Raw genomic sequence first — 22,477 nt, forward strand, 5'->3', positions numbered from 1 at the left:
AACTGAAGCTGACGGAAACGGCAATCTCCAAGGGTCGTAGCGTTTGCAGCGGAACAGGCAGCACGTTAACCAGCGGATGACTGGCGAGGCGGATGCTAGGGTGGACATCCCCTTCATGGCATTCGCCATGAAGGGGATGTCCACCGCCCAGGGGCTGCGAGCATCCCATAATCACACTTTCACCATTTTGCTTTCAGCTTGAGTTTCCGCTGAGGAATATTAATCTTGCTCGGAAGATCGACCACAGCGCATCCGCTGAGTTTCGGGAGGGGACGGCAAGATGAAGAGCATCGCGCGAATTCTTTTGAACGGTGTGTTCTCTGCGCTCGGGGCGTTGGGGTTGACCGTCGACATGTCGAAAGCCGTCCAAGCCGAAAGTCTCGGGAAGCAGTCCCTTGGCGATGCGGTGCGGTCTTTGCCGCGCTACCCAGGGGCAGAGCGAGGCGATCAGGGGGGAGTGGAAACCTACCTCAACACACCAATGATCCTCACGGCGGAGCAACAGGCGGACTCGCTGTTCGGGGGCAACCGGGCCTGGCGCGTGGACAAAAAGAGCGCAAATCCCGTTACGCCGCAAGCCACTACTCCAGGTGCACAGGGCAGCAAGAAAACCGGAACCATTCCATCGCAGACCACCGCCCCTGGAAGTAAATAGGCTGGCCGATTGCCCTCCGGCGTTAAGTTCAGGGGCCGGCTCAAAGAGAACGTCGTGCCACGAATACGTTTTCCTGGGGGATCAGTCCAAATACATTCTGCGCGCCCCCATACCGTTCCGGCTCCGATCGCCAGCTGAAGATCTCGACGGTGAACCCCGCTTCTCCCAAGCGATCGGGAAAGTCCGCCCCATAGAGGCGCACGTGGCCCCGCTGGCCAAAGGCCATCCGCTGCTCCTCTGCGCAGATGATGGAGGGATCTTCATACGTTGCGCCATTGGCTGCGATCGGAACTTGCAGGATCGCCCATCCCCCGGGGCGCAGCACGCGGAAAAGCTCCGACAGCGCCCGGCGGTCGTCCGGCACATGCTCCAGCACATGACTGCAGATGACCGCATCGACACATGCATCTGCCAGAGGCATGCGCATCAGGTCCATGATGAGGTCGACGTCCGGCCTGTCGATGTCGGCGGTGACATAGTGAAGGTCACTCATCCGAAGAAAGCAGGCTCGCAGATGCGGCTCGGGCGCCACGTGCAGCAGACGGTGCATGTCCGCCAGCAGATCGGTGCGGTTTCTCAGGAACAGGTAGAGCAGCCGGATCCGGTCCGGGCAGCCGCAGATGGGGCAGATGGCGTGCGGTCGCCTGCCGCCGCCAATGACCCTGCGCTCTGCGAGCACCGGTTCATCGATCCCGCCGGGCAGGAAGGACGGCAGTCGAGCCTCGCACACGGGGCAGCGCAGGCGCCAGCCAAGGTGCTTCAGCCAGCCCGCGCGCGGAGCGCATGCAGGGATCAGTCTGTCGATGATGCCGAGAGACATGGATCCTATCCTCTCGTTCTTCCGATATGCTTCGCTGCCCGGCCGCGGACGCGGAGATAAAAGTCTAGCGTGCGCCGGGCGACCGCGTCGGGATCGAACGCGGAAAGGTCAGGAGACCCCGGTCGGGCTTGCGTTGCCCATGCGAGAGACTCCGAGAGGAGTTGGGGCGTCAGTTCGCCCTCATAGGTCATCACCCACTCCCGTCCGATGTCGTTCCGCAGCTCCAGACTGGATGGCGTCGACGGCAGGAGGACCGGCCGGTCGAGGGAAAGGGCCAGGATGGCGACGCCGGAATTCAGCAGGTCCCGATACGGCAGGACCACCACCGCAGAGGCGCCGAACAAAGCAGCTATCTCCCTTTCCGGTACCCAGCCGATCCGAAGATCGATCCGTTCATCTGCGGCGGCAAGCTGCGCGATCCAGCTCATGTAGTCAGGATTCGCGAATGCGGCTCCGGCACAGACGAGGCGCGTGCGCGGAGCCGCCAGCGCGCTGAACGCCGTCATCAGCCGGTCGAGGCCCTTGTAGGGCCGAATGACGCCGAAGAACAGGAACTGGTGGCCGTCCGGCTCGCGCGTGCCTGTCTCCGCGACATCGGCGAAGATCGAGCGTACATTCGCGGCGGGAATGACGGCCGAAGCGGCTGAGCGGCATCGCGGATGCCTTCGATAGAACAGATCGCGCGAGGCTTCGTTGAGGAAAATCAGCCCATCCAGCATGCTGAACAGGATGAAATAAAAGAGCTCCATGGACCTGCGCGGCGACGTGTCGTGCGGATAGACGTTGTGCGCGGTCCAGATAAGTCGGGCGCCATGCATCTTCATCCATGCCAGCTTGCCGAAGAACCGCCCCGCGTCGGCCATACGCCGCCATGGTCGATCCGCTCCCATCGCATATTCGGGCCAGTGCATGTGGCAGATGTCGACATCCTTGCGATCCGCTTGTGCGGCGCCGTCGACAACCGCAATACCGAGCCGTTCAAGAGCCTCGTACAGAACCCAGATGGCAGCACCACCGTCGCGGGTTCCGCGAGGGGCCGGCAGCACGCGCAGGGGTGGAGCGCTGCGCGAGCCGGTGCTGTTCAATCCTGTTCCTCGTCCCGGCATGGCGGATACCTCGTCTGCTGGGATCATGACGAGAGGCCCAGCTTAATCCCCTGACCCCAAAATTCCCCGGCCCAAAATTCTCCGGCCCAAATTCCGTGGCCCAAATTCCGTGGCCCCGGGCTATAGCGAAGGTGTGTGGACCTGCCGTCACCGCCGCAAATTGCTATCAACCAGACACTTTACCTTGCCGTATGGGGCCTCCTAAGATTGCCACGCCGTGGCCGGAGGCAGATGGTGGATCGGCTGAAGGGATAACTCGCCATGATCATGCATGTGCTTCTGCCCGTGGTTGGGAGTGGGGCGCTGGTATTCGCGCTCGCCACAGGGGCCTTAGCTCAGTCCGGTTCGACCGCCCCGGCATTGGGCAGCACAGTCAATGCAGGCGCCAAGGTGACCACCACCCAGCCAGCCGATTCGGCAGCGCAGAAGAAACAGTCCAAGACCGGCCAGTCCAAGACCGGCCAGTCCAAGGCTTGGGAACCCATCTGCCCGCCGGACTGCGGCACCTCCTCCAAGAAGTAGCGTATGGAGCGCTCGGGAGACAAGCGGACGCCGATCGACATGATCTACGTCGCGGCGTGCGATATCGATTCCCGCTTCACGCGCATCTGCATCGCCAGCATCCGCAGATATTATCCGACAGTCAGGATCCAGTTATTCGTCGGGGCGCCCCTGGTCAGTGGCCTTGCGCGAGAGCTCTCCAGGTATTGGGATGTGGGTATCGCCGACATTCCCTCCGGCAACTATAGCTGGGGATATGTGAAGCTGGAGGCGCTGTTCGGGAAGGATGGCGAGCGGTTCCTGATGCTCGATTCCGATACGATCATGACCGGCCACGTGCTCGATCGGCTGGCGGGAAGCACGGCTCCCTTTCTCGTCGATGACGAGCCGCTGCCGGACGAATATGCCCGGCTGCTCTATTACGATTGGGAGAAGTTGGAGGCCGCCGGTCATGGCGCGACGCCCCGGCCGGCTTTCCTGTTCAATTCCGGCCAGTGGATCGGCACGGCGGGTGTTTTGACACGCGCCGATTTCGATCCATGGCTCGAATGGTCCATGCCGCGCCGGCTGCGCCACCCGCAATTCTTCAAAGCGGGGGATCAGGGGGTATTCAACTTCATCCTGAACCGGAAGGTGGAACGGGAGGATCTCCAGGTGGACCGGAATAAGATCATGCGATGGCCGGGCCGTTCCCTGGATGGGCTGGACGCCGTCTCGGTTGCGCGCGGCACCGCCGATCCGATGATCGTACACTGGGCCGGACTCAAGAAGCTGCGCCAACGCGAGATGCTCGGCGCGGATCTCCTAGCCTATTTCGAGCATCAATATTACCGGCGCATGCCCTTCGGTGCACTGTCTCGTTTATACGACATCTGGCGCGCCTGACCTCAGCGTCTCTCCCACGGTGAAACGGGCGCGGCACGCGCGCAGCAGCTGGTCGACCGCCCCGGCCCAGTCTCCCCGCCTCGGCTGGCGGAACAGGCGAACTGTCGGATACCAGGGACTGTCCTCCCGGTTCAGGAGCCAGCGCCAGTCGGGCGTATGCGGCAGCAGCACAAAGGTCGGTGCCCCGAGCGCGCCGGCAAGATGGGCGATAGACGTGTCGATCGTGACGACAAGATCCATCAGCGAAATAAGGGCCGCTGTCTCGGGGAAGGGGACGCCGATGTTGCGGATGTCGGGATGGGAATCGAGGATCCCCTGGTCCTCGGGCCGGACGCTCGTCTGCAGGCCGAAGAGGTCGGCATCAAGTGTCCGCAGCGGCAGCAGGCGTTCAAGGCCGATGGTCCGATCCAGATGGGCGGCGTTCCTGCCCCAGACCAGGGCAATGCGCGGCCGGCGCTTGGGTCCGAGATGCTGCGACCAGGAACGCACCAGATCGAGTGAAGCCTTCACATAGCCGAGCGGAGCGGGGATCGTATCCAGCCGTGTTCCGAAGGCCAGGGGTAAGCTCATAAGGGGGCAGTGGAAATCAATCCCGGGTTCAAGCGTATCGCCCACGGCGACGATGTGGGATACGCCGCTCACGCCCGCCAGTACCTCGGCCAGGGGCCGGGGCACTTCGAGAATCACCCTGGTACCGCGCTCCGCCAGCAAAGCGGCGTAGCGGGAGAACTGGATGGAATCACCCAGGCCCTGTTCTGCGTGAATAAGGACGGTTTTGCCGGCAATGTTTTCTTCTCCCGTCCAAGCAGGGCCGTGAAAGGTGCTCTGAAGTGCGGGCATCTGGCCGGTCTGCCAGCGCCATTCATATTCGCTCCAGCCGCCCGCCAAGTTTCCCTGGAGTAGGCGGCAAATCCCAAGGTCGAGGTGGGCGTCTGCGGACGCCGGGTCTAGCGCTACCGCAGCTTCGAAGCTCGCCGTTGCCTCATCGTACCGGGCCAACGCCTTCTGCACCCTGCCACGCTCGGCTTGTATCGTGGCGTCCCCGGGGGCTCCTTCAAGCGCCTTGTCGAGGGCGGTGAGCGCCGCATCGAACCGGTACTGCGCGGAGAGCACGTACGCGAGATTGTGCAGGCAGCCCGGATCGTCCGGGTCCACCTCGAGAGCGGCTTGCAGCAGACGCTTGGCACCGGCATGGTCATGTCGCTGTCCCGCGATCACGCCGAGGAGGTGCAGGGCATCGAAGTCCGCGGGAGCCTTGGCCAGGATCTGACGATAGATCCCTTCCGCCGCAGCAAGGTCCCCGGCGCGGTGGAGTAGAAGAGCCTGATCGATCAGCGACATGGGCGATCCCATCGGGGAGCGTGGGGAACCGGAGTGTTAAGCTCACGCGCAGTTCCGATTACAATAATTCAGAGCTGCCACGGGTCCACGCCGAACCTGCAGGAAAACATGCTTTTGGAGACGATCGACGAGGCCATCGCCGCCCATCGTTCCGGCGACCTGATACTGGCGGAGAGCCTGTATCGTCGCGTGCTGGAGCGTGAGCCCCTGCACTTCGATGCCCTGCACCTCCTCGGCGTGATCGCGGCGCAGCATCGGCAGTACGAAGAGGCGGAGTACCTCATGCGCGGCGCCCTTCACATTGAACCGGATGACCTCACGTGCCTGAGACACCATGGCAACGTACTTGCGCGGCTGGGCCGAAACCGGGAGGCCCAGGAGTGTTTCGACCGGGCGCTCGCCTTGGCACCCGACGATCCGGCCGTACTTTCGGACCGGGGTGCTGCGCTGCATGTGCTCGGTCGCTACGCGGAGGCCGCCGATGACTTCAGGGCGGCGCTTCGGTGCGACCCTAGCCACGGCGATGCCCATCTGCGCCTAGGCACCTCCCGACTGCTGCATGGTGATTTTGCCGGTGGCTGGGTGGCATTCGGCTCGCGCCGATGGGACCAGGAGGAGCGGCGGGTTCAACAGGCGGGGGGTATCGATGCACCGATATGGCGTGGCCATGAGCCACTCGTGGGCAGGACCATTCTGCTGCAGGGACGGCACGGCTTTGGCGACACGCTGCAATTTTGCCGATACGTCCCTATGGTCGCAGCCCTTGGCGCGCGCGTGATCCTGGAAGTGCCCCCCTCGATCGCCGGCCTTATGGCCAGCCTCGGTGGTGGTGCCATCGTCTTGCCGGCGGGGGCAGAGCGGCCTTCATTCGATACGCACTGCTCGCTACTGAGCCTGCCCTTCGCCTTCCGAACGATGCTGGACACCATTCCAGCCAGCATTCCCTACCTGTACCCCCCTAGCGCACGTATTGCAGCGTGGGCGCGGGCACTGGGCAGGAAGCGCCGCCCGCGTGTCGGCATCGCTTGGTCGGGCGGCGGGAACCGCAACGACCCCCGTGCGGCGGATTTGTCGGCGTTCCTGTCTCTGCGCGCACTCGATATTGACCTGGTCGTCCTTCAAAAGGATACGACCCCAGCCGAGCGAGAGGTCCTGGCCGTACATCCAGATGTTCTGTATCCGGCGGGGGATTTTTTGGAAACGGCGGCACTGGGGTCCCTGATGGATCTGGTCATCTCCGTCGATACCGCCATCGCGCATCTCGGGGGAGCGCTTGGGGTGCCGACATTTGTGCTGCTTCCCGTGATCCCAGATTGGCGCTGGCTGCTGAACCGGGAGGACAGTCCCTGGTATCCGACCATGCGCCTGTTTCGTCAGCGCGAGGCTGGGGACTGGGACAGCTCGTTCGCAGCCATAAGGCATGAACTTTCCGTGCGCTTCGGATTGATCTGAGACCCTTCTCTGTTCCGGTTTAGGACAGAGTTCTGATACTTTTGTGGCCTCAGGCGGCTTCGGTTTCCAGTGTGGTCTTTGCGGTAAATTCGGCGAGCGATTGGGAGGGGGTGTTCCAGACCATTGCAGAGATGGTCCGCCGCAGCATGGCGGCCCGCTCCGCGTTATCGGGGGACAGTCCATGAGCGCAGCCGCATCCTCGCCAGAGGTGCTCCAGATACTCGTGCCCATCGCGGCGGGCCACTGATCGACAAGATCACCATCCTGGAGATCAAGGCCGAGCGTATCGCCGACCCGGCCAAGCGCGCCAACGTGGTCACGGAGCTGGAGGCCCTGAACGCGCTGCGCGACAGGCACGGCCTCGACGCGCTTACCCGCCGACCTGAAGGTGGTGAACGACACGCTGTGGCAGGTGGAAGACGAGCTCCGGAGCTGGAGGCGGAAAGGCGATTCGACGCCCGCTTCATCGAACTGGCGCGGGCGGTCTATGTCACCAACGACCGGCGCGCGGCGCTGAAGAAGGAAATCAACCTCGCTGTGGGCTCGGCCATCGTCGAGGAAAAATCCTACGCGGGCAGCTAAGGTGTTTGGTCCCACAGTGTGATGGCATAAGTTTATCGCCATGGGAAAGGGACGCGCTATGGGGCAGGTTCTTCATGGGAGCGCCAAGACCACGCACGCCTTACGAGCAGAGCTACAGCGATCGAAAGCTCCGGTCGCGGAACTCGCCAGACGTTACGGGGTCAACGAGAAGACCGTGAAGAAGTGGCGTTCCCGGCCGACGGTCGAGGACGCGCCGATGGGCCCGAAAGAGCGTCGCAGTTCCGTCCTGTCAGCCATCGAAGAGGCGGCAATCGTTGCGCTTCGGGTGCAGGCTCGCCTGCCGCTGGATGACGTGTTCCTGGCCCTGAAGGACGTCATCCCGCATCTCGCACGATCGTCGCTGCATCGGTGCCTCCAACGCCACGGCATCTCGCGCCTGCGCAAGGCGGATCGCGAGAAGCCCAAGCGGTTCAAGACCTATGAGATCGGCTACTTCCACATCGACATCGCCGAGCTTCACTACGAGGGTGGGAAGGCCCATCTCTTCGTCGCGGTGGATCTGACGTCGAAACTCGTCTTCGCCAGGATATATCGGAAAGCAACCAAGCTGGTGGCCTCGGGCTTCCTCAAGGTCCTGGTCGGGGCCATTCCTTACCGGATCCATACCGTGCTGACCGACAACGGCGTGCAGTTCGTCCAGCACGACCGGAAAGCCGTGGAAGGCTTCGTCAGTCACGTCTTCGGCAGGGTCTGCGCTGAGCGCGGCATCGAACATCGTCTGACCAAACCCTATCACCCGTGGACCAATGGCCAGGCGGAGCGAATGGTGCGCACCATCAAGGAGGCGACTGTGCGCTCTTTCTATTATGCCACCCTGATCGACCTGAGGCGCCATGTCCGCGACTGGCTGCTGGCCTATAACTATGCCAAGCAGCTCAAGGCGCTGCGCTTCAAAACCCCGTTCGAAGCCATCCGGCAGATGGCCACGCAAAGGCCCGAACTCTTCGTTCGCCAGCCAAACCATGACATCCTGCGACCAAACACCTAGCTGCGCGCCCCGGTTCGGACAGCAGGCCTCGCTCATTTTCACCAAGTCGTCATGGATATTTCGAGAGCTTAGACCTTGCCGCTGCCACTCCAGGCCTCCTTGATGAGCTCGATCTGCCGCTCATGCGGTTGCAGAGCTTTCAAGGTCGGGTTTCAGGCGAAGAGCGAGAGTCCGGAAATGGCCCAACGGCGACTCGGATGCTCCTTCGATCATCGAGAGAGACTATGTCTCACAAATCAAAATATATGAGACGATGTTTATGTGCTGAAATTTCAACGCGTTGACTGTCTCATAATATAGTCTCATAATGCACAAATGATTATTGGCTACGCGCGCGTCTCAACTGATGGCCAGACTTTAGACAGCCAGATCGAACACCTCAAAGCCGCCGGCTGCGAAAAGCTCTTTCAAGAGACGGCAAGCGGCGCCAAAACGGACCGCCGACAGTTGCGAAAATGCTTAGCGGCCTTGCAAGCCGGTGATACGCTTCTCGTCGTCCGGCTCGATCGCTTGGCACGTGACCTGAGCCCCTTTTCTCCTCCGGTTTAGGCGAGAGTCCGAGGGTTGATTATTGGCCTCATGCGGCCTGGGTTTCCAGTGCCATTGTTGCGGCGAACTTGGTCGGGGACCGATTGCCGAGAGCTGAATGAGGGCGGTTCAGGTTGTAGTCCTCCTTCCATGTGGCGATGGCGGCACGGGCTTGGCCCAGGCTCGAGAACAGGGTCTCGTTCAGGCATTCGTCCCGGAAGCGACCGTTGAAGCTCTCGACGAAACCGTTCTGCATCGGCTTACCGGGAGCGATGTAGTGCCATTCGACGCCGCTCTGCTGGCACCATTTAAGAACGGCCATCGAGGTCAGTTCCGTTCCGTTGTCGGAAACGATGGTCGCAGGCCTGCCCCGGATGGCGAGCAGCGCGTCGAGCTCGCGCGTCACCCGAAGGCCCGAGAGCGAGGTGTCGGCGACCAGCGCCAGGCATTCCCGGCTGAAGTCGTCGACAACCGCCAGCACCCGGAAGCGGCGGCCATCCGTGAAGGCATCCGACACGAAGTCGAGGCTCCAGCGGACATTGATCCGATCCGGCACCAGGATAGGACGCCTTGTGCCGAGCGCCCGCTTGCGTCCCCCGCGCCGGCGCACCTGGAGCTTCTCCTCCCGGTAGAGCCGGCGCAGCTTCTTGTGGTTCACGACAATGCCCTGGCGCCTCAGCATGACATGGATCCGCCGGTAGCCGAACCGGCGGCGCTCACCGGCCACGGCCTTCATGGCCTCCCGCAGACTTGCATCGTCGCGACGCACACTTCGGTAGCGCACGCTGGTGCGATCGACGCCCAGGGCCTTGCACGCCCGACGCTGGCTCACCCCGTGCGCGGCACAGGCGTGGGCCACGGCTTGACGCCGTGCATCGGGCGTCACCATTTTTTTGCGGCGACATCCTTCAGGATGGCGTTGTCGAGCATCTGCTCGGCGAGCAGCTTCTTCAGGCGGGCGTTCTCATCCTCGAGCGCCTTCAGCCGCCGGGCATCGGACACATCCATGCCGCCGTACTTGGCCTTGAACTTGTAGAAGGTGGCCGGGGAGATGCCGTGCTTGCGGCAAACGTCAGCGGTCTTCGCGCCCGCCTCCTGCTCCTTCAGCATCCCAATGATCTGTTCCTCTGTGAACCGTGAGGCACGCATCGTCCGTCTCCGTGTCGACGGACTCTACCTAAATCTGGAGGAGGATCAGGGGCGCAGGTCACCTTCTCTCGCGCTTCGACAAGGCTAACTAGGGAAGCGCTCCCTAGTCCCATGTCGCGACGACGGCCTTGGACCATAATGCGGAGCAGCCAGCGCTTGGCACCGCTTTTATCGACCTCGAGGTACAGCCCGTTGCCGTCCGCATATCGCCCCGGTGTCTTTATCTGGCGCACCTGTAGAGCAGTCAGCGCCTTTTCCGGATGCCTACCACGCTTTTTCATCCGCCCAATTCAAGCCCCACATTTCACCCCACATATTGACTCGGATCTAGCGATATTTCAAGACACGTCGCCGAACAATAAGATTTCGTAACTCATTGACTCTTATAGGTCAATTTGAATGCCAGCGAACATCGTCGGACGCTGGTTTGGCTGCCTCCCTCTCCGCCACTTCTTGAGATAAGTCTCAGAAATTAAAGGCTAGTCTCGTTCGATCGATGCCGCTTCCCTCATTGCGCCGAACATTCTGAACGTGCCGCTCTCGCGTGCGCGCCGGGCGACCATCTCGAAAGAATGAACAGGTTCCGCGCCTCAGCGCTGAGCAAAGGTCTCGCTTGTCTTGGGCGACATGGAGACGAAGGACGGGCCCTCCCTGTTTGTCCCCGGGCAATCACCGATTGCCGAATGGCAAATAGCCTTCGCCGGCTGCGAAAGTAGATTGTGCCGACCTCTTTCAGGAAGGCATGGGGTATGAAGCTCTACTATGCGTCCGGTGCGTGCTCGCTTGCATCGATCATTGCTGCCGAGGAGGCGGGCGTCGAACTGGAGCTCGCCCGCGTCGATATCCGGGCGACGCCCCATGCCCTTGCGGACGGGACCAGCTTCCGGTCGATTAATCCCAAGGGCTACGTGCCCGCCCTCCAGCTCGACGATGGCGCGATCCTGACGGAGGGCGTCGCAATCCTGCAATATCTCAACGACCAGCGTCCGGCTGCGACCTCCGGCAACGGGGGCTTGGCAAGATACCGACTCCAGGAGTGGTTGGTGTTCATCGCCACCGAGCTGCACAAGACCTTCAGCCCCTGGCTGTTCCATCCGGAATATGGCGCGGAGGCCGCCGCCGTCGCGCGGTCGAGGATCGTCGACCGGTTCGCCGTCCTCGAACAGCGCCTTGAGGAGGCGGAGTTCCTGCTCGGCAGGTGCTTCAGCGTCGCGGACGCCTACTGCTTCGCAATCGCGCGATGGGCGCCGGGCAAGGGGATCGACATGGCGCGGTGGCCGGCGCTGTCCGCCTATCTTGCCCGGGTGGAGACGCGATCTTCAGTGGCCGCGGCCCTGCAGCGCCATGGCTGAGCGGGACGGGGCCCATTCCCGAAACCCGCGGTAACAGGATCATGCCCATGACCATCCAGCTTTACGGCTTCTGGCGCTCGAATGCTGCGTTTCGTGTTCGTGTTGCGCTGGCACTCAAGAATCTCGCCTTCGAGGAGATCGACGTCGACATCCTCTCGGGTCGCCAGTTCGATCCCGGCTATGCGGACCTGAACCCCGAGCATGTGGTGCCCACCCTCGTCCACGAGGGTCATCGCCTCTTCCAGTCGCTGGCGATTATCGAATATCTCGACGAGATCGAGCCGGAGCCCCGGCTGCTGCCAACCGATGTGCGGGAGAGGGCCTATGCCAGATCACTTGCCTCGGTCCTGGCGGCGGACGTGCATCCTCTGACTGTGCCGCGCGTACGCAAGCGTCTCGCTGAAGCCTTCGGGGCCGATCCCGCCGCGGTCGAGGCCTGGTGCCGGCATTGGACGACGGAAGGCCTCTCCACCTATGAGAGGCTGCTGAAGCGACGTCCGGCCGCCCCGTTTGCGCTGGGCGCGGCGCCGACGATCGCGGACATATGCATCGCCGGCCAGGTTGCCCTCGCTGACGTTTACCGGATGGACCTCGCGCCATTTCCCGAGGTGGCGGCGGTGGGTGCGCGGTGCTTTGCATTGCCGGCGTTCGCCGATGCGCATCCCTTCCGGCAGCCGGGCTACGGGGCCGCGCGCGCCGATCCCTAGAGCTCCGCTCGATCTCGGGAATGCCCTTCGAGCAATTGGCGGCGGGCGGTCAATCCCCGCCCGACCACGTCGAAGAAGGCGCGCACGCGCGCCGTGTTGCGCAGGTCGCGGTGCGTGATGAGCCAGAGCTCGCGCGTGAGCGCCGCCTGCGGCACGGACACGCTCTTGATGTCCCCTTCCTGGTCGCCGAGATAGCAGGGCAGCAACGCCATGCCGATGCCGGCCTTCACCGCCATCATCTGGTTGATCAGGCTGCTGGACCGGTAGACGATCCGATCGTTTGGCACCGTTTCCGTCAGCCACTTGGCCGCCGCCGCGATGGCCGCCGTGTCCCAGCCGATGAAGCTGTGCCCCTCGAACGGCTCCGCCGATGGGTGGTCGCGGCCGGCGAGGTAGCCCGGGCTCGCGTAAAGCGCCCATGCCGTCTCCGCGATCTGTCGTCCGAACAGGGCGCCCTCGGCGGGACGTGTCGCGCGGATGGCGATGTCCGCTTCCCGCCGCAGCAGGTCCAGCTGCCGGTTGTCGACGAGCAGTTCGAGGGTGATCCCTTCGTGTTTGGCGCGGAATTCGGCGAGCAGGTCGTTGAGGATGCGATAGGCCAGGGATTCAGAGCAGGTGATGCGCAGGTTTCCGGACAGGCGTGCGTCCTGGCCGGTGATCTCCCGGTCGAGCGCGAGAACCTCCGCCTCCATGCGTTCCGCCGCCAGCAGCATCCGATCTCCAGCATCGGTCGGCGTGTAGACGCCGCCGCTGCGCTCGAAGATCTGGACCTGGAACTTGGCCTCGAGGGCATTGAGCCAGCGGAAGATCGTGGAGTGATCATTCCCAAGCTCCTTCGCGGCGCCCTTGAGCGAACCCGCCCTGCTGATCGCCAGGATGAGCCGAAAGTCATTCCAATCCATGCACGTTTTCTCCCGGGAAAGCGTGGCGGCGCAAGCCGGGCCTGCGCTTGCGATCCTGCATATGGGGTGCGTCGGGCCGGGGCAATGGATCACCCGCTTGCCATGCTGCAAGCGCGCCTTTCCAAACGCCAACATCGGCCTGCCGGCGGGAGCCCTATGGTGTTTCCGATGACCGAGGGGCGAACGGAATGACGCCCGAAACCACGGACTGGGAGGCGACATGAGCGCGGGCGCTGCTTGGCTTCTGCTGTTGCTTTCGGGGCTTGTGGACGTCGCCTGGGCCGCGAGCGTGAAGATGTCGGACGGCTACAGCCGGCATGGGTGGACCGCGGCGTCGTTGGCGCTGCTCTTCGTCTTCATCTTTTCGCTCGGCCGCGCGCTCGAGGTCCTGCCGATGGGGACTGCCTATGCCGTCTGGACGGGTATCGGCGCCGTGGGATCGGTGGCGCTCGGCATTGCGTTGTTCGGCGAACCGGCCACCGCAAGCCGGCTGCTCTGGATCGCTGTCACCCTTGTCGGGATCGTCGGCCTCAAGATCACGAGCGGGTAGCGCGAAATCCCCATGAACAACGACACAGTTGAGCGGATGAATGCAGTAATGAACGGTCCTTCCAAGCTTTCCTTCCGCAAGGAAGATGCTCTCAAAGCCTACGAGCAGATGGTTCTCATCCGCCGTTTCGAGGAGCGCGCGGGCCAGATGTACGGCGAAGGGCTGATCGCCGGCTTCTGTCACCTCTATATCGGCCAGGAAGCGGTCGTGGTCGGCATGCAGATGGCGATCGAGAAGGATGACCAGGTCATCACCGCCTACCGGGACCACGGGCACATGCTCGCGCTGGGCGTCGACCCCAACGTGGTCATGGCAGAGCTGGCCGGGCGCGAGACCGGTATTTCCCGTGGTAAGGGGGGCTCGATGCATATGTTTAGCCCCGCGCTCGGCTTCTATGGCGGACACGGGATCGTCGGCGCACAGGTCTCGATCGGCACCGGGCTGGCGCTCGCCAACCGCTACCGGGGGAATGATCGCGTGTGCCTGACCTACTTCGGCGATGGCGCAGCCAACCAGGGCCAAGTGTATGAGAGCTTCAACATGGCCAAGATCTGGAACTTGCCGGTGGTCTATGTGATCGAGAACAACCGCTATGGGATGGGGACGAGCATTGAGAGGGCATCGGCGACCACCAATCTCTCGCAGCGCGGCGCCTCTTTCGATATCCCCGGCGAACAGGTGGACGCTATGGACGTCCAAGCGGTCTGCGAGGCCGGTAAGCGCGCGGTCGGCCGGGCGCGGGCGGGGCACGGCCCCTATATCCTCGAGATGCTCACCTATCGCTATCGCGGCCACTCCATGTCCGACCCGGCCAAGTATCGTTCGCGGGAAGAAGTCCAGAAGATGAAGACCGAGAACGACCCCATCGACCGGGTCATGGCGCGTCTTTTGAACGAGTGGCACGTCACCCAGGACGAACTGAAGGAGATCGATAAGCGTATGAGGGCGAGGGTCATGAGCGCGGTCGACTTCGCAATGCAAAGCGCGGAGCCGGATCCGAGCGAGCTATACACCGATGTCCACGCCTGAGACGGCCGCTCCCAATCAAATCCGAGCCGGATGAAGGCCGGCCTGCCATGTCTGCTGGCCGTGCCCTGTTCGGCCGCCACCCCGCGCGCCCGGTCGATATCCGGACTGCGATAGGCGGCCGCCGGGATTTCGCCCAGCTGCGAGGGATGCACATGTCTCCGCCTATTCCGGACGATCCAATGCCGAGCCGGCGTGCTTGCAGGGACCGGGCTTGGCATCACCAACACGCCGGTCACCAACACCACCACAGGCTCGGTGTCGAGCGACCGGGCGGGGATGGCCTCCGGCATCGACATGAGCGCGCGCATGGTGTCGCTCGCCGTCAACATCGCCCTGATGGGTTTCATCCTGGCCAGCGGCGTGCTGGCCTCCCTGAAGAGCGCCTTGCCGGACATGGCCGCGGCCGACCTGCGGGCGCTCGCCGAGCGGGTGGCGGCGGGCAGTCCCGTCGCGGTCCCCGGCCTGTCCGAGACCGACGTGCATCGGGCGCTCACGACGGGTTTCGAGTGGACTCTGCTCTATGGCGGCACGGCGGTCTGGGTCCTGGCCGCATTGAGCTTCCTGATCTCGAACACGGGAAGGGCCGGCCAGCCCGCGGTTCACTGTTCCGAATGAGGCCGCTCCGGGTCAGGGCGTGCGCCGGTAATGCATGGCGACAGCGCCGTTGCGCAGCGGCGTGGCCGAGATCAGCGCGAGCCGGCGCGTGCTGGGCAACCCGCCCTGGTAGAGGGTCGGGCCGTGGCCTGCGATCCTGGGATGCACGAGGAGCTTGTACTCGTCGATGAGATCCAGCCGGTCCAGCTCGGTCGCGAGCTTGCCGCTGCCGAGGAGCACGCCGGCCGGGGTCGCGTCCTTGAGCCTCTGCACGCCCGTGCGCAGGTCGCCGTCGATGAGGTGGCTGTTGGTCCACGGGAAGGCCTTGCGTGTCGACGACACGATGTACTTCGGCTTGGTCTCCAGCTTGACCGCCCACTCGCGTATGGCCGGCGGCGCCTCCGCGTCGCCGCGGGCGACGGCCGGCCAGTAGCTTTCCATCATCTCGTAGGTGACCCGACCCCATAGCATTGCTCCGCCCTCATCCATCAGGCGGGTGAAGAAGGCGTGCGTCTCGTCGTCGGCAATTCCCTCCTGGTGGTCGACGCAGCCGTCCAGGGTGACGTTGAGGCTGAAGGTCAAGAGTCCCATGGAGCAAGTCTAAGCCATACACTGGAGAACATGTAGGCCCATTGCTCGTGGTCGATGTTGAACGTCCGCAATGGTGGGACTCCGACCTCCGGCGCCAGCCTCGGATGCCCGGTTCCCGGCCAGCGATCGAGGACAGCTCCTGTAGCCAGGTCCCGCGATCCTGCCTTGACCGGCGCTGGACCCGGTGCGCCGGATCATCGGGCGGTGCCGCCCTCTTCCGCTCTCGGGTGGGCTTGACGTAGGATAAGGGCCGACGTTGTCCTTGGGGGGGATGGCTGGAATGGCGCCGTTCAGAATGCTCGCCTTGCTGTCGGCGCTCGCGGCGGCGGTGCCGGTCGCGTCCGGGCCTGCATCCGCGCAGGTGACCTACGAAACCATCCTTCAGAAGGATGTGGCCGGCGCCGCCGACAATCCTCTCACCGGCCGCTACAAGGATTCCGTTCTCCTGGCGCAGACCGCGAAGGCCTTCGACGAACTGACATTGCCGAGCGGGCCGGCGGAAGGCTCCACCTATTCGGACAGCAAGAAGTTCAAGGCGGTGGTGACGGCGCAGGGCAAGGTCACGCGCTCCATCTATGTGGCGCCCGCCGGGCGCTCGTCCCTGGAAGTGCTGACAAACTTCGTCGATGCGCTCGCCGCCAAGGGTTTCGAGCCGGTCTATCGCTGCTCCGGCGACGAATGCGGCGAGAGCTTCGCCGTTCTGAAATACAAATGGGACAAGCCGGCCACCAAGGTGATCGGCGCCAATTACGACCAGCTCCGGCGCGGGATGGTGGACGCGGTGTTCGATCAGGTGGTGGACCTGCGCTATGTGCTCATGAAAAAGGCCGGCGCGGAGGGCGACACCTATGTGGGCCTCTACGCGGCCGTGAACCGGGGGGGAAGTTTCGGGGACGCCTCCCGCGCCTTTTCCGATCGGGCCGCCGTGCTGGTGGAGATCGTCGAGCCCAAGGCCATGGACCGCCGCATGGAAGTGGTCAGCGCGGAGCAGATCACCGGCAAGATGGCGGCGGACGGGAAGGCCGTGTTCTACGGAATCCAGTTCGATTTCGACAAAGCGGACATCAAGGCGGACTCCGAGCCTCAGCTCGCGGAAATGGCGAAGTTCCTGAAAGAAAACGCCACGCTCAAGGTCTATGTAACGGGCCACACGGACAATAAGGGAACGCTCGACTACAACGTCACCTTGTCCAACAAGCGGGCCGATGCGGTGGCGAAAGCCCTCGCGAAGGCCGGGATCGACCCGAAGCGCATGACCGCACGCGGCCTGGGGCCCCTTGCCCCGCTGGCCAGCAACCGCACCGAGGACGGGCAGGCCAAGAATCGACGGGTGGAACTGGTCGAGCAATAGGGCGTCGGGGCTGACCCATAAGCAATGTGCAGCATTCATTCAGTCGTGCAGGGCTCGCTGCACTGCACCTCGTCGCGGCATGTTATGGAACTGAAATATTTGATCTGGAAACCAGCCGGCGGCCAAGACAAGAGGCCGGAAATGCGTAAGATCCGCCGTAAGGGATGCCCCAGAGGAAGGGGCGATGGCATTTCGCTGGGGGCGGCGACGTGGCACGAGACAAGCTTTGCGGTATGCGGCGCACGGTCCTGCGTATCGCGCTCATAATATCGGCCGGCTTTCTGGCCCTCCCGGCACAGGCCACGCCAAGTTGCAGCCTCGCGGATATCGCCCAGGCGGCGAAAGATACCTACAACACCGCGCCCGCATCCTGCGCGGCCCAGTCGGCCAATCCCTATTTCTATGCCCTCACCGCGTTCATGATCGGCTTTACCCAGACGCCGCAGGGCAAGAGCTTCTGCACCGACGTGGAGGGCATCAAGGAGTCCGCCAGCAACCTCCAGAAGCAGGCGGCCAGCTATTGGGACAATGTCCCGGCGGGGCAGCAGGAGCAGCTGAAATCCTATGTGCCGGCCCTGGCCGATGCGAGCGCCACGTCGGCAGATCTCGGCGGCGCGCTCGATACCGTCTCCTGCGCCTGCCAGGTGGCCCAGTGGGAGGGCCCGGGCGCGGTCTATGGCGAGATCAGCAGTTGCGTCGCTTCGGCGCTGTGCGATGCGCAGGACTGGTTCCACGACAACATTTCCAGCAACTTCGCCCCCTGCGAGGATGCGAAGCCGCCGCCACCTCCGCAGCTCATCGATTGCCGGCCGGACCCCCGGACCAAGGACGCCAGCGGGCCTTTCTATCACCTGGACGGCAATGTCCAGAGCGTGGGCGAATACGACCAGTGCTTCGGTAAATATCTCGATGGCTCGTATGTCACCGGCTATCGGTGCGAAGGAAGCTATTGCTTTTCCAACACCATCGCGAGGTCCAATACCGGCAATTACTGCTACTGCCCACCCGCCATGCAGCATGCCGAATACTTCATGGATAGCCCGCCGGGCAATTGCTACAATTACCTCAATTGCCGATGCCCGGACAACACGCAGCCGCTGAGCGACACCGGTGCCGGCGCCTATATCTGCATGTGCCCCAATGGCATGCCGGTGGGCGATGACGGGCAGTGCCAGAAGCCCCCGCCGAAATGCGATTTCTCCTGTCCCGCCACCCAGGTGGTGCTCTCCAAGGACACGCAGAGCTGCACGTTCAGCTGCGGGTGCAAGGAGGGCGACATCCTGATCGACGGCAAGTGCACGTCGCCATGCGCGGATGCAGGACAGGTGATGCTGGCAAGCGGCGTGTGCTGCAATCCCTCCCAAGCCGCATCCTGTGGGGAATGCTGTCCGATCGGCATGCAGCCCGATCCTGTCAGCGGCAATTGCGTTCCGCTGTCCCTGAAGCCGGCGGCGCCCACGGGACCGATCAAGCCGCAGAACATCAACACCAAGCTGAAGCCGGCGGCCCCATGACCATGCTTCGCAGAACCGCCGCCGCGCTCTGTGCCGGGCTGGCCGCCCTCCTCCTCGCTCAGCCGCTCGGTGCGCAGACCCCGCCGCGCGGTCTTCTGGCGCCGGGCGATGCGGCCGTCACGGGCTTTTCCGGCGCCCGTCCGCCGGTCCAGATCCCGCCTGGCATCGACCCGAACGCCTATACCTTCATCGATCCCAACGGCGCCTCGCTGCAGGTCTTCGACCTTCAGGACATGGGCGGCCCGCCCGCGGCCCAGCTTGTACCGGGCCGCACGCCCTTTGCATTTCCCGCCGGCCAGATCGGCCAGGTGTTCGGCGTCGCTTTGGACAATCAGGTGCCGCCCAACATCTATGTCTCCGCCACCTCCGCTTACGGCCTGCCCATCGTGGCGCAGGGCCAAGACGGCACCTGGACCCACGTGAACGTCGCCGGTCCCGGCGCGCGCTTCATGCCGGGCCTGTGGGGCGTGGCGGACCCCAGGGGCGGCCCCGGCTCCATCTGGAAACTGGACGGGGTGACCGGCGCCGTCAGCCTGTTCGCGACCATTGCCCCGGAGGGCCGGCTCAATTCGGGCGCCGCCCTCGGCAACCTGGCGTTCGACGGGGAAAGCAACACGCTTTTCGTCTCGGATCGGGAAAGCGGCCTCATCCATCGCCTGGACATGGCGGGCCGCGAGCTTGCCCGCTACGATCACGGCCTCGCGGGGCGCCGCGCCGCCGGCCTGCCGGAGGTGGCGTTCGATCCGACGCTTCGGCTCGACATCGAAAATCCCGCCTTTTTGCCGGACCAGCCGGCCACCTGGAATTATGCGGCGCCGGAGCGGCGCGTCTACGGCCTTGCCGTGCGCGGTGGCCGGCTGTTCTACGCGGTGGCCGATGGTGCGCAGGTCTGGTCGGTGGCCTTCACGCCGCCGGATGTGCCGCCGGCCTTCGCCGATCCCACGTTCGAGCTGGCCGTGCCGCCGGGCGTGGGGGAGGCCGAGATTTCCAAGATCGCCTTCGACGATGAAGGCCGCATGCTGCTGGCGCAGCGTGCCGCGCCCAGCGGTGCCTTCGACTTCCGCCTGCTGGCGCAGCCGGGCATCGGCCGCGCGCTGCGCTACCAGCTGGTCGCGCCGTTCCCGGGAATGGCGCGCACCTGGCAGCCGGAGCCGGACGAATATGCCCTCGGCTTTGCCGGCGAGCTGCGCAACGGCAATGGCGGCCTCGCGGTCGGCTATGCCTATGACCGGTCCGGGCGGATCGATCGCGGCGCCTGCGGCGGCTTCCTCTGGATGACGGGCGAGGCCCTGCGCCAGACCGGGGACAAGGCGCTGGCGGACCGGCTGCGGCCGGGCGGGCCGGCCGATGTGGACGGCCTCCAGGGCAACCCGCTCTGGACGGTGCGGCCCATGAACACGCCGCCGCTCAGCTCCTATTTCCTCGATTACGACGGCCGCTTCGATCCAGGCCCCGTGGCCGGCCATATGGGCGACATGGCCATCTGGCGCGCCTGTGGCCCGGTGCTGCGCGGCGGCTGGATGCTGCCCGGCTGGTTCGGCTGGTGGTGGGCGGGTGGCGGCTGGGGCCTGCCCATGCCGCCTGCGCCGCCGAAGCTCGCCTGTCCCACCGACCAGCAGAAGCCCGGCTTCCAGTGCTGCCCCGCCGGCACCGTGCCGGGGCCCGGCGGCCAGTGCCGCCCGCTCTGTCCCGACGGAGCCACGGATGCGTTCAGCCAGAAGCTGTGCGCGCTCGGCTTCGACGCGGCGAGCTACGATCCCCAGAAGCCCGAGGCCATCGCCTGCATCGGCGGTGCAAAGCCGGTGGTGAACATGGGCGCGCTCTCCTGCGCCAGCGCATCGCCGGTGCTTTCCGCCGGCATCTGCCCGGCGGGCTGGTCGAAGCAGGCCCTTCCCGGCATCGGCACCGTCTGCGCCCCCTCCAAGGCGCAGCTCCATTGCCCGCCGGGCCAGCAACTGGGCTTGAACGGACAGTGCGTTCCCCTGTGCCTCGGCGGCACCGCATGGCCCGCGCCCCAATGCTGCGCGCCCGGCTCGGCGGTGACGGCCACCGGGCAGTGCTGCCCCGCCGGCTCCGCCATCGACCCGAAGACCGGCGCTTGCGGGCAGGTCATCATCGGCTGCCCGCCGGGCTCGCTCTATGATCCCGCCAAGGGCTGCATGCCGCCGATGGCCGAATGCCCCGCCGGCTTCACGCTGGATGCCCCCTCCGGCCAGTGCCGGAAGATCCAGTTCAACTGCCTGCCGGGCCTTTATCCCATCGGCCCCGATGGCGCCTGCGCCCCGCCCCCGCCGCAGGGCTGCACCCCCGGCATGCCCGGCTGCGCGCTTCTGGACGCCGTGTGCCCGGGCGGCATCTGTGCCGCGACACCCCCGAAAGCCTGCGCCCCCGGCGCGGCGGATTGCCAGCCCACGCCTCCGCCGCCCCAGGCTTGCCCGAGCGGATGGACGCAGAACATGGTGGCCGGCGGATGCTGTCCGCCCGGGCAATCGGCGGCGGCGGGGGGAGCATGCGCCTTCACGGCCTGCCCCGTCCCGAGCAAGCTGGTGGCCGGCAAATGCTGCGCGCCCGACGATCTGAAGCCCGGCGGCGCCTGCGCAGCGAGCCTGTGCGGCGCCGGCGCGCCCGCGGGCGCGGCCGGGGCGTGCTGCCCGTCGGACCGGATCTATCAGGACAAGGCTGGCGCGCAGGCGTGTTGCGCGAAGCCGCTCGCCAACGGCCAATGCGGCGGCGGCCCGCTGACCGGTGACAGCCTGACGCCGCAATGCGGGCCGAATTCCACGGACCCGAAATGCTGCCCCGCCGGTTATGCCGCGAACAAGGGCAGCTGCTGCCTCCAGGGCCAGATCACCTCGAACGGGATCTGCTGCCCCGCCGGCCAGAGCCCCGCCGGGGCGAACAAGGACCAGTGCGCGCCCACGATCAAGGTCGGCACGCCGCCTCCGGGTGAGGGCGGAACCCCGACGGGCGGCGCCTGCTGCATCGCCGGCTCCACCCTCGCGGTGGGCGGCGCCTGCTGCGCGGTGAGCCAGATTACCGCAACCGGCACATGCTGCCCGGCCGGCCAGGTCCCGGACCCGAGGAACCGCCGCGCCTGCATCTCCAGCCCCGCCTGCGCCAGCGGCGAGACGCGCGTGACCGGCGTGTGCTGCCGGACCGAGCGCATCTACACCAATGCGGGGGGCGCGCAGGCCTGTTGCGCCACCACCGTGAAGAACGGCGTTTGCGGCCCGCTCACCGGCACCCCCGCTTTGCCCGAAGGCTGCGCGGCCGGCTACACGCGCACCAGCGACGGCGCCTGCTGCGCCAATGCCTTCGTGAAGGACGGCCGCTGCCTCGCCCAGGGCGGCCCGGGCCCCGCCATCGCCCCGGCCATTCCCGGCCTTCTCATGGCGCCGCCCTTGCGCCTGCCGCCACCTCCGCCACCCGTCGCAGGGCCGCCCCCGGTTCGCCAGCCGCCCGCCCAGGCGAAACCGGCTCGCCCGCTACCCAACCGGCCCGCCGCGCAGCCGGCGCGTCCCGTGCCCAAGCGCCCGGCGGAGCAACCGCCTCATCCCGCGCGTCCCCTGCCCAATCGCCCGGCACCCGAGCGCCAGCGGCCGCCGGAGACGATCCGCCCCATCCTCCCCAACGGGCCGATTCCTGGGATCATCCGCGCGTTGCCGCAAGGTGCGCCATCCGTGGTGGCACCCCAGAGGCAAGCGCCGAAACCCGCCGCCCCCGCGACCCGGCCGGCGCCGCAAACCCAGACGGCGCCCGCCCGCTCCGCGCCGGCGCAGACCACGCCCCCGCAACGCCGCCAACAACAACAGCAGGATCCCAATGCACCCGCGATCCGATAGGCCCGCTTTCCTGAGGC

The 22,477-nt window shown here is 65.2% G+C and carries 22 protein-coding genes; 15 read left to right on the plus strand and 7 right to left on the minus strand.

Translation table 11 applies throughout. From position 1 onward, the window contains the following. The first annotated feature begins 280 nt into the window (after nt 1-280). Complete coding sequence (locus V5F84_RS03940; protein ID WP_394044041.1) at nt 281-655, plus strand: hypothetical protein; 375 nt, start codon at nt 281-283, stop codon at nt 653-655. A 40-nt stretch (nt 656-695) separates the two neighbouring features. On the opposite strand, the gene V5F84_RS03945 is transcribed toward V5F84_RS03940, so the two are convergent. Both V5F84_RS03945 and V5F84_RS03950 read right to left on the minus strand, forming a co-directional pair. Then, nucleotides 696-1,475: a methyltransferase domain-containing protein gene (locus tag V5F84_RS03945; protein ID WP_394044042.1), complete on the minus strand. Its 780-nt coding sequence runs from the start codon at nt 1,473-1,475 to the stop codon at nt 696-698. Nucleotides 1,476-1,480: 5 nt separating this feature from the next. Then, complete coding sequence (locus tag V5F84_RS03950) at nt 1,481-2,560, minus strand: glycosyltransferase (protein WP_394044043.1); 1,080 nt, start codon at nt 2,558-2,560, stop codon at nt 1,481-1,483. A gap of 282 nt (nt 2,561-2,842) precedes the next feature. Between V5F84_RS03950 and V5F84_RS03955 the strand changes: the two genes are divergently transcribed. Both V5F84_RS03955 and V5F84_RS03960 read left to right on the plus strand, forming a co-directional pair. Further along, nucleotides 2,843-3,103, plus strand: coding sequence for a hypothetical protein (locus V5F84_RS03955; RefSeq protein WP_394044044.1), 261 nt, complete (start codon nt 2,843-2,845; stop codon nt 3,101-3,103). A 39-nt stretch (nt 3,104-3,142) separates the two neighbouring features. Further along, complete coding sequence (locus tag V5F84_RS03960; protein WP_394044045.1) at nt 3,143-3,967, plus strand: hypothetical protein; 825 nt, start codon at nt 3,143-3,145, stop codon at nt 3,965-3,967. Here V5F84_RS03960 and V5F84_RS03965 read toward each other — a convergent pair. Then, a complete protein-coding gene (locus V5F84_RS03965; RefSeq protein WP_394044046.1) occupies nt 3,944-5,308 on the minus strand; it encodes a tetratricopeptide repeat protein in 1,365 nt (454 codons plus the stop codon). The genes V5F84_RS03960 and V5F84_RS03965 overlap by 24 nt on opposite strands. Before the next feature lie 114 nt (nt 5,309-5,422). Between V5F84_RS03965 and V5F84_RS03970 the strand changes: the two genes are divergently transcribed. The 4 genes from V5F84_RS03970 (at nt 5,423) to V5F84_RS03985 (ending at nt 8,900) form a co-directional block, all read left to right on the plus strand. Continuing rightward, on the plus strand, nt 5,423-6,760 hold the full coding sequence (locus tag V5F84_RS03970) for a tetratricopeptide repeat-containing glycosyltransferase family protein (RefSeq protein WP_394044047.1): 1,338 nt from the start codon (nt 5,423-5,425) through the stop codon (nt 6,758-6,760). A 123-nt stretch (nt 6,761-6,883) separates the two neighbouring features. Continuing rightward, a complete protein-coding gene (locus tag V5F84_RS03975; protein ID WP_394044048.1) occupies nt 6,884-7,342 on the plus strand; it encodes a hypothetical protein in 459 nt (152 codons plus the stop codon). A gap of 58 nt (nt 7,343-7,400) precedes the next feature. Continuing rightward, nucleotides 7,401-8,351 (plus strand): IS481 family transposase, encoded by a 951-nt coding sequence (locus V5F84_RS03980; protein ID WP_394044049.1) that lies wholly within the window; start codon nt 7,401-7,403, stop codon nt 8,349-8,351. Nucleotides 8,352-8,666: 315 nt separating this feature from the next. Then, entirely contained in the window at nt 8,667-8,900 is a 234-nt protein-coding gene (locus tag V5F84_RS03985) for a recombinase family protein (RefSeq protein ID WP_509277154.1), read from the plus strand. Between the two features lie 28 nt (nt 8,901-8,928). Here the strand turns inward: V5F84_RS03985 and V5F84_RS03990 are convergent. Both V5F84_RS03990 and V5F84_RS03995 read right to left on the minus strand, forming a co-directional pair. After that, a protein-coding gene (locus tag V5F84_RS03990) for an IS3 family transposase (RefSeq protein ID WP_509277155.1) occupies nt 8,929-10,028 on the minus strand; the annotation gives its coding sequence in 2 pieces (ribosomal slippage) (nt 8,929-9,767 and nt 9,767-10,028; 1,101 coding nt in all). Next, nucleotides 9,983-10,309 carry an integrase arm-type DNA-binding domain-containing protein gene (locus tag V5F84_RS03995; RefSeq protein WP_509277156.1) on the minus strand — a complete coding sequence of 109 codons (327 nt, stop codon included), beginning with the start codon at nt 10,307-10,309 and terminating at the stop codon, nt 9,983-9,985. The genes V5F84_RS03990 and V5F84_RS03995 overlap by 46 nt, the downstream gene beginning before the upstream one ends. A 468-nt stretch (nt 10,310-10,777) precedes the next feature. Here V5F84_RS03995 and V5F84_RS04000 point away from each other — a divergent pair, with 468 nt between their 5' ends. Beyond that, entirely contained in the window at nt 10,778-11,380 is a 603-nt protein-coding gene (locus tag V5F84_RS04000; protein WP_394045031.1) for a glutathione binding-like protein, read from the plus strand. Nucleotides 11,381-11,427: 47 nt separating this feature from the next. Next, on the plus strand, nt 11,428-12,087 hold the full coding sequence (maiA, locus tag V5F84_RS04005; protein WP_394045033.1) for a maleylacetoacetate isomerase: 660 nt from the start codon (nt 11,428-11,430) through the stop codon (nt 12,085-12,087). On the opposite strand, the gene V5F84_RS04010 is transcribed toward maiA, so the two are convergent. Beyond that, nucleotides 12,084-13,100: a LysR family transcriptional regulator gene (locus V5F84_RS04010; RefSeq protein ID WP_394045035.1), complete on the minus strand. Its 1,017-nt coding sequence runs from the start codon at nt 13,098-13,100 to the stop codon at nt 12,084-12,086. The genes maiA and V5F84_RS04010 overlap by 4 nt on opposite strands. 109 nt (nt 13,101-13,209) lie before the next feature. Here V5F84_RS04010 and V5F84_RS04015 point away from each other — a divergent pair, with 109 nt between their 5' ends. From V5F84_RS04015 to V5F84_RS04025, 3 genes are all read left to right on the plus strand, one after another. After that, a complete protein-coding gene (locus tag V5F84_RS04015) occupies nt 13,210-13,539 on the plus strand; it encodes a DMT family transporter (protein ID WP_394045037.1) in 330 nt (109 codons plus the stop codon). Between the two features lie 12 nt (nt 13,540-13,551). Next, a complete protein-coding gene (pdhA, locus tag V5F84_RS04020; protein WP_394045039.1) occupies nt 13,552-14,568 on the plus strand; it encodes a pyruvate dehydrogenase (acetyl-transferring) E1 component subunit alpha in 1,017 nt (338 codons plus the stop codon). Between the two features lie 192 nt (nt 14,569-14,760). Further along, complete coding sequence (locus V5F84_RS04025) at nt 14,761-15,183, plus strand: MFS transporter (RefSeq protein ID WP_394045041.1); 423 nt, start codon at nt 14,761-14,763, stop codon at nt 15,181-15,183. A gap of 12 nt (nt 15,184-15,195) precedes the next feature. On the opposite strand, the gene V5F84_RS04030 is transcribed toward V5F84_RS04025, so the two are convergent. Continuing rightward, nucleotides 15,196-15,753: a dihydrofolate reductase family protein gene (locus tag V5F84_RS04030; protein WP_394045043.1), complete on the minus strand. Its 558-nt coding sequence runs from the start codon at nt 15,751-15,753 to the stop codon at nt 15,196-15,198. A 280-nt stretch (nt 15,754-16,033) separates the two neighbouring features. On the opposite strand from V5F84_RS04030, the gene V5F84_RS04035 reads away from it, so the two are divergent. The 3 genes from V5F84_RS04035 to V5F84_RS04045 all read left to right on the plus strand — a co-directional run bounded on the left by V5F84_RS04035 (nt 16,034) and on the right by V5F84_RS04045 (nt 22,460). Continuing rightward, nucleotides 16,034-17,104 (plus strand): DUF4892 domain-containing protein, encoded by a 1,071-nt coding sequence (locus tag V5F84_RS04035; protein WP_394045045.1) that lies wholly within the window; start codon nt 16,034-16,036, stop codon nt 17,102-17,104. A 233-nt stretch (nt 17,105-17,337) separates the two neighbouring features. After that, complete coding sequence (locus V5F84_RS04040) at nt 17,338-18,618, plus strand: hypothetical protein (RefSeq protein ID WP_394045047.1); 1,281 nt, start codon at nt 17,338-17,340, stop codon at nt 18,616-18,618. Next, on the plus strand, nt 18,615-22,460 hold the full coding sequence (locus V5F84_RS04045) for a hypothetical protein (protein ID WP_394045049.1): 3,846 nt from the start codon (nt 18,615-18,617) through the stop codon (nt 22,458-22,460). Before V5F84_RS04040 ends, V5F84_RS04045 begins: the two co-directional genes overlap by 4 nt. The last annotated feature ends 17 nt before the right edge of the window (nt 22,461-22,477 follow it).

It is taken from the genome of Roseixanthobacter liquoris (genome assembly GCF_043195135.2).
GTDB lineage: Bacteria > Pseudomonadota > Alphaproteobacteria > Rhizobiales > Xanthobacteraceae > NCEH01.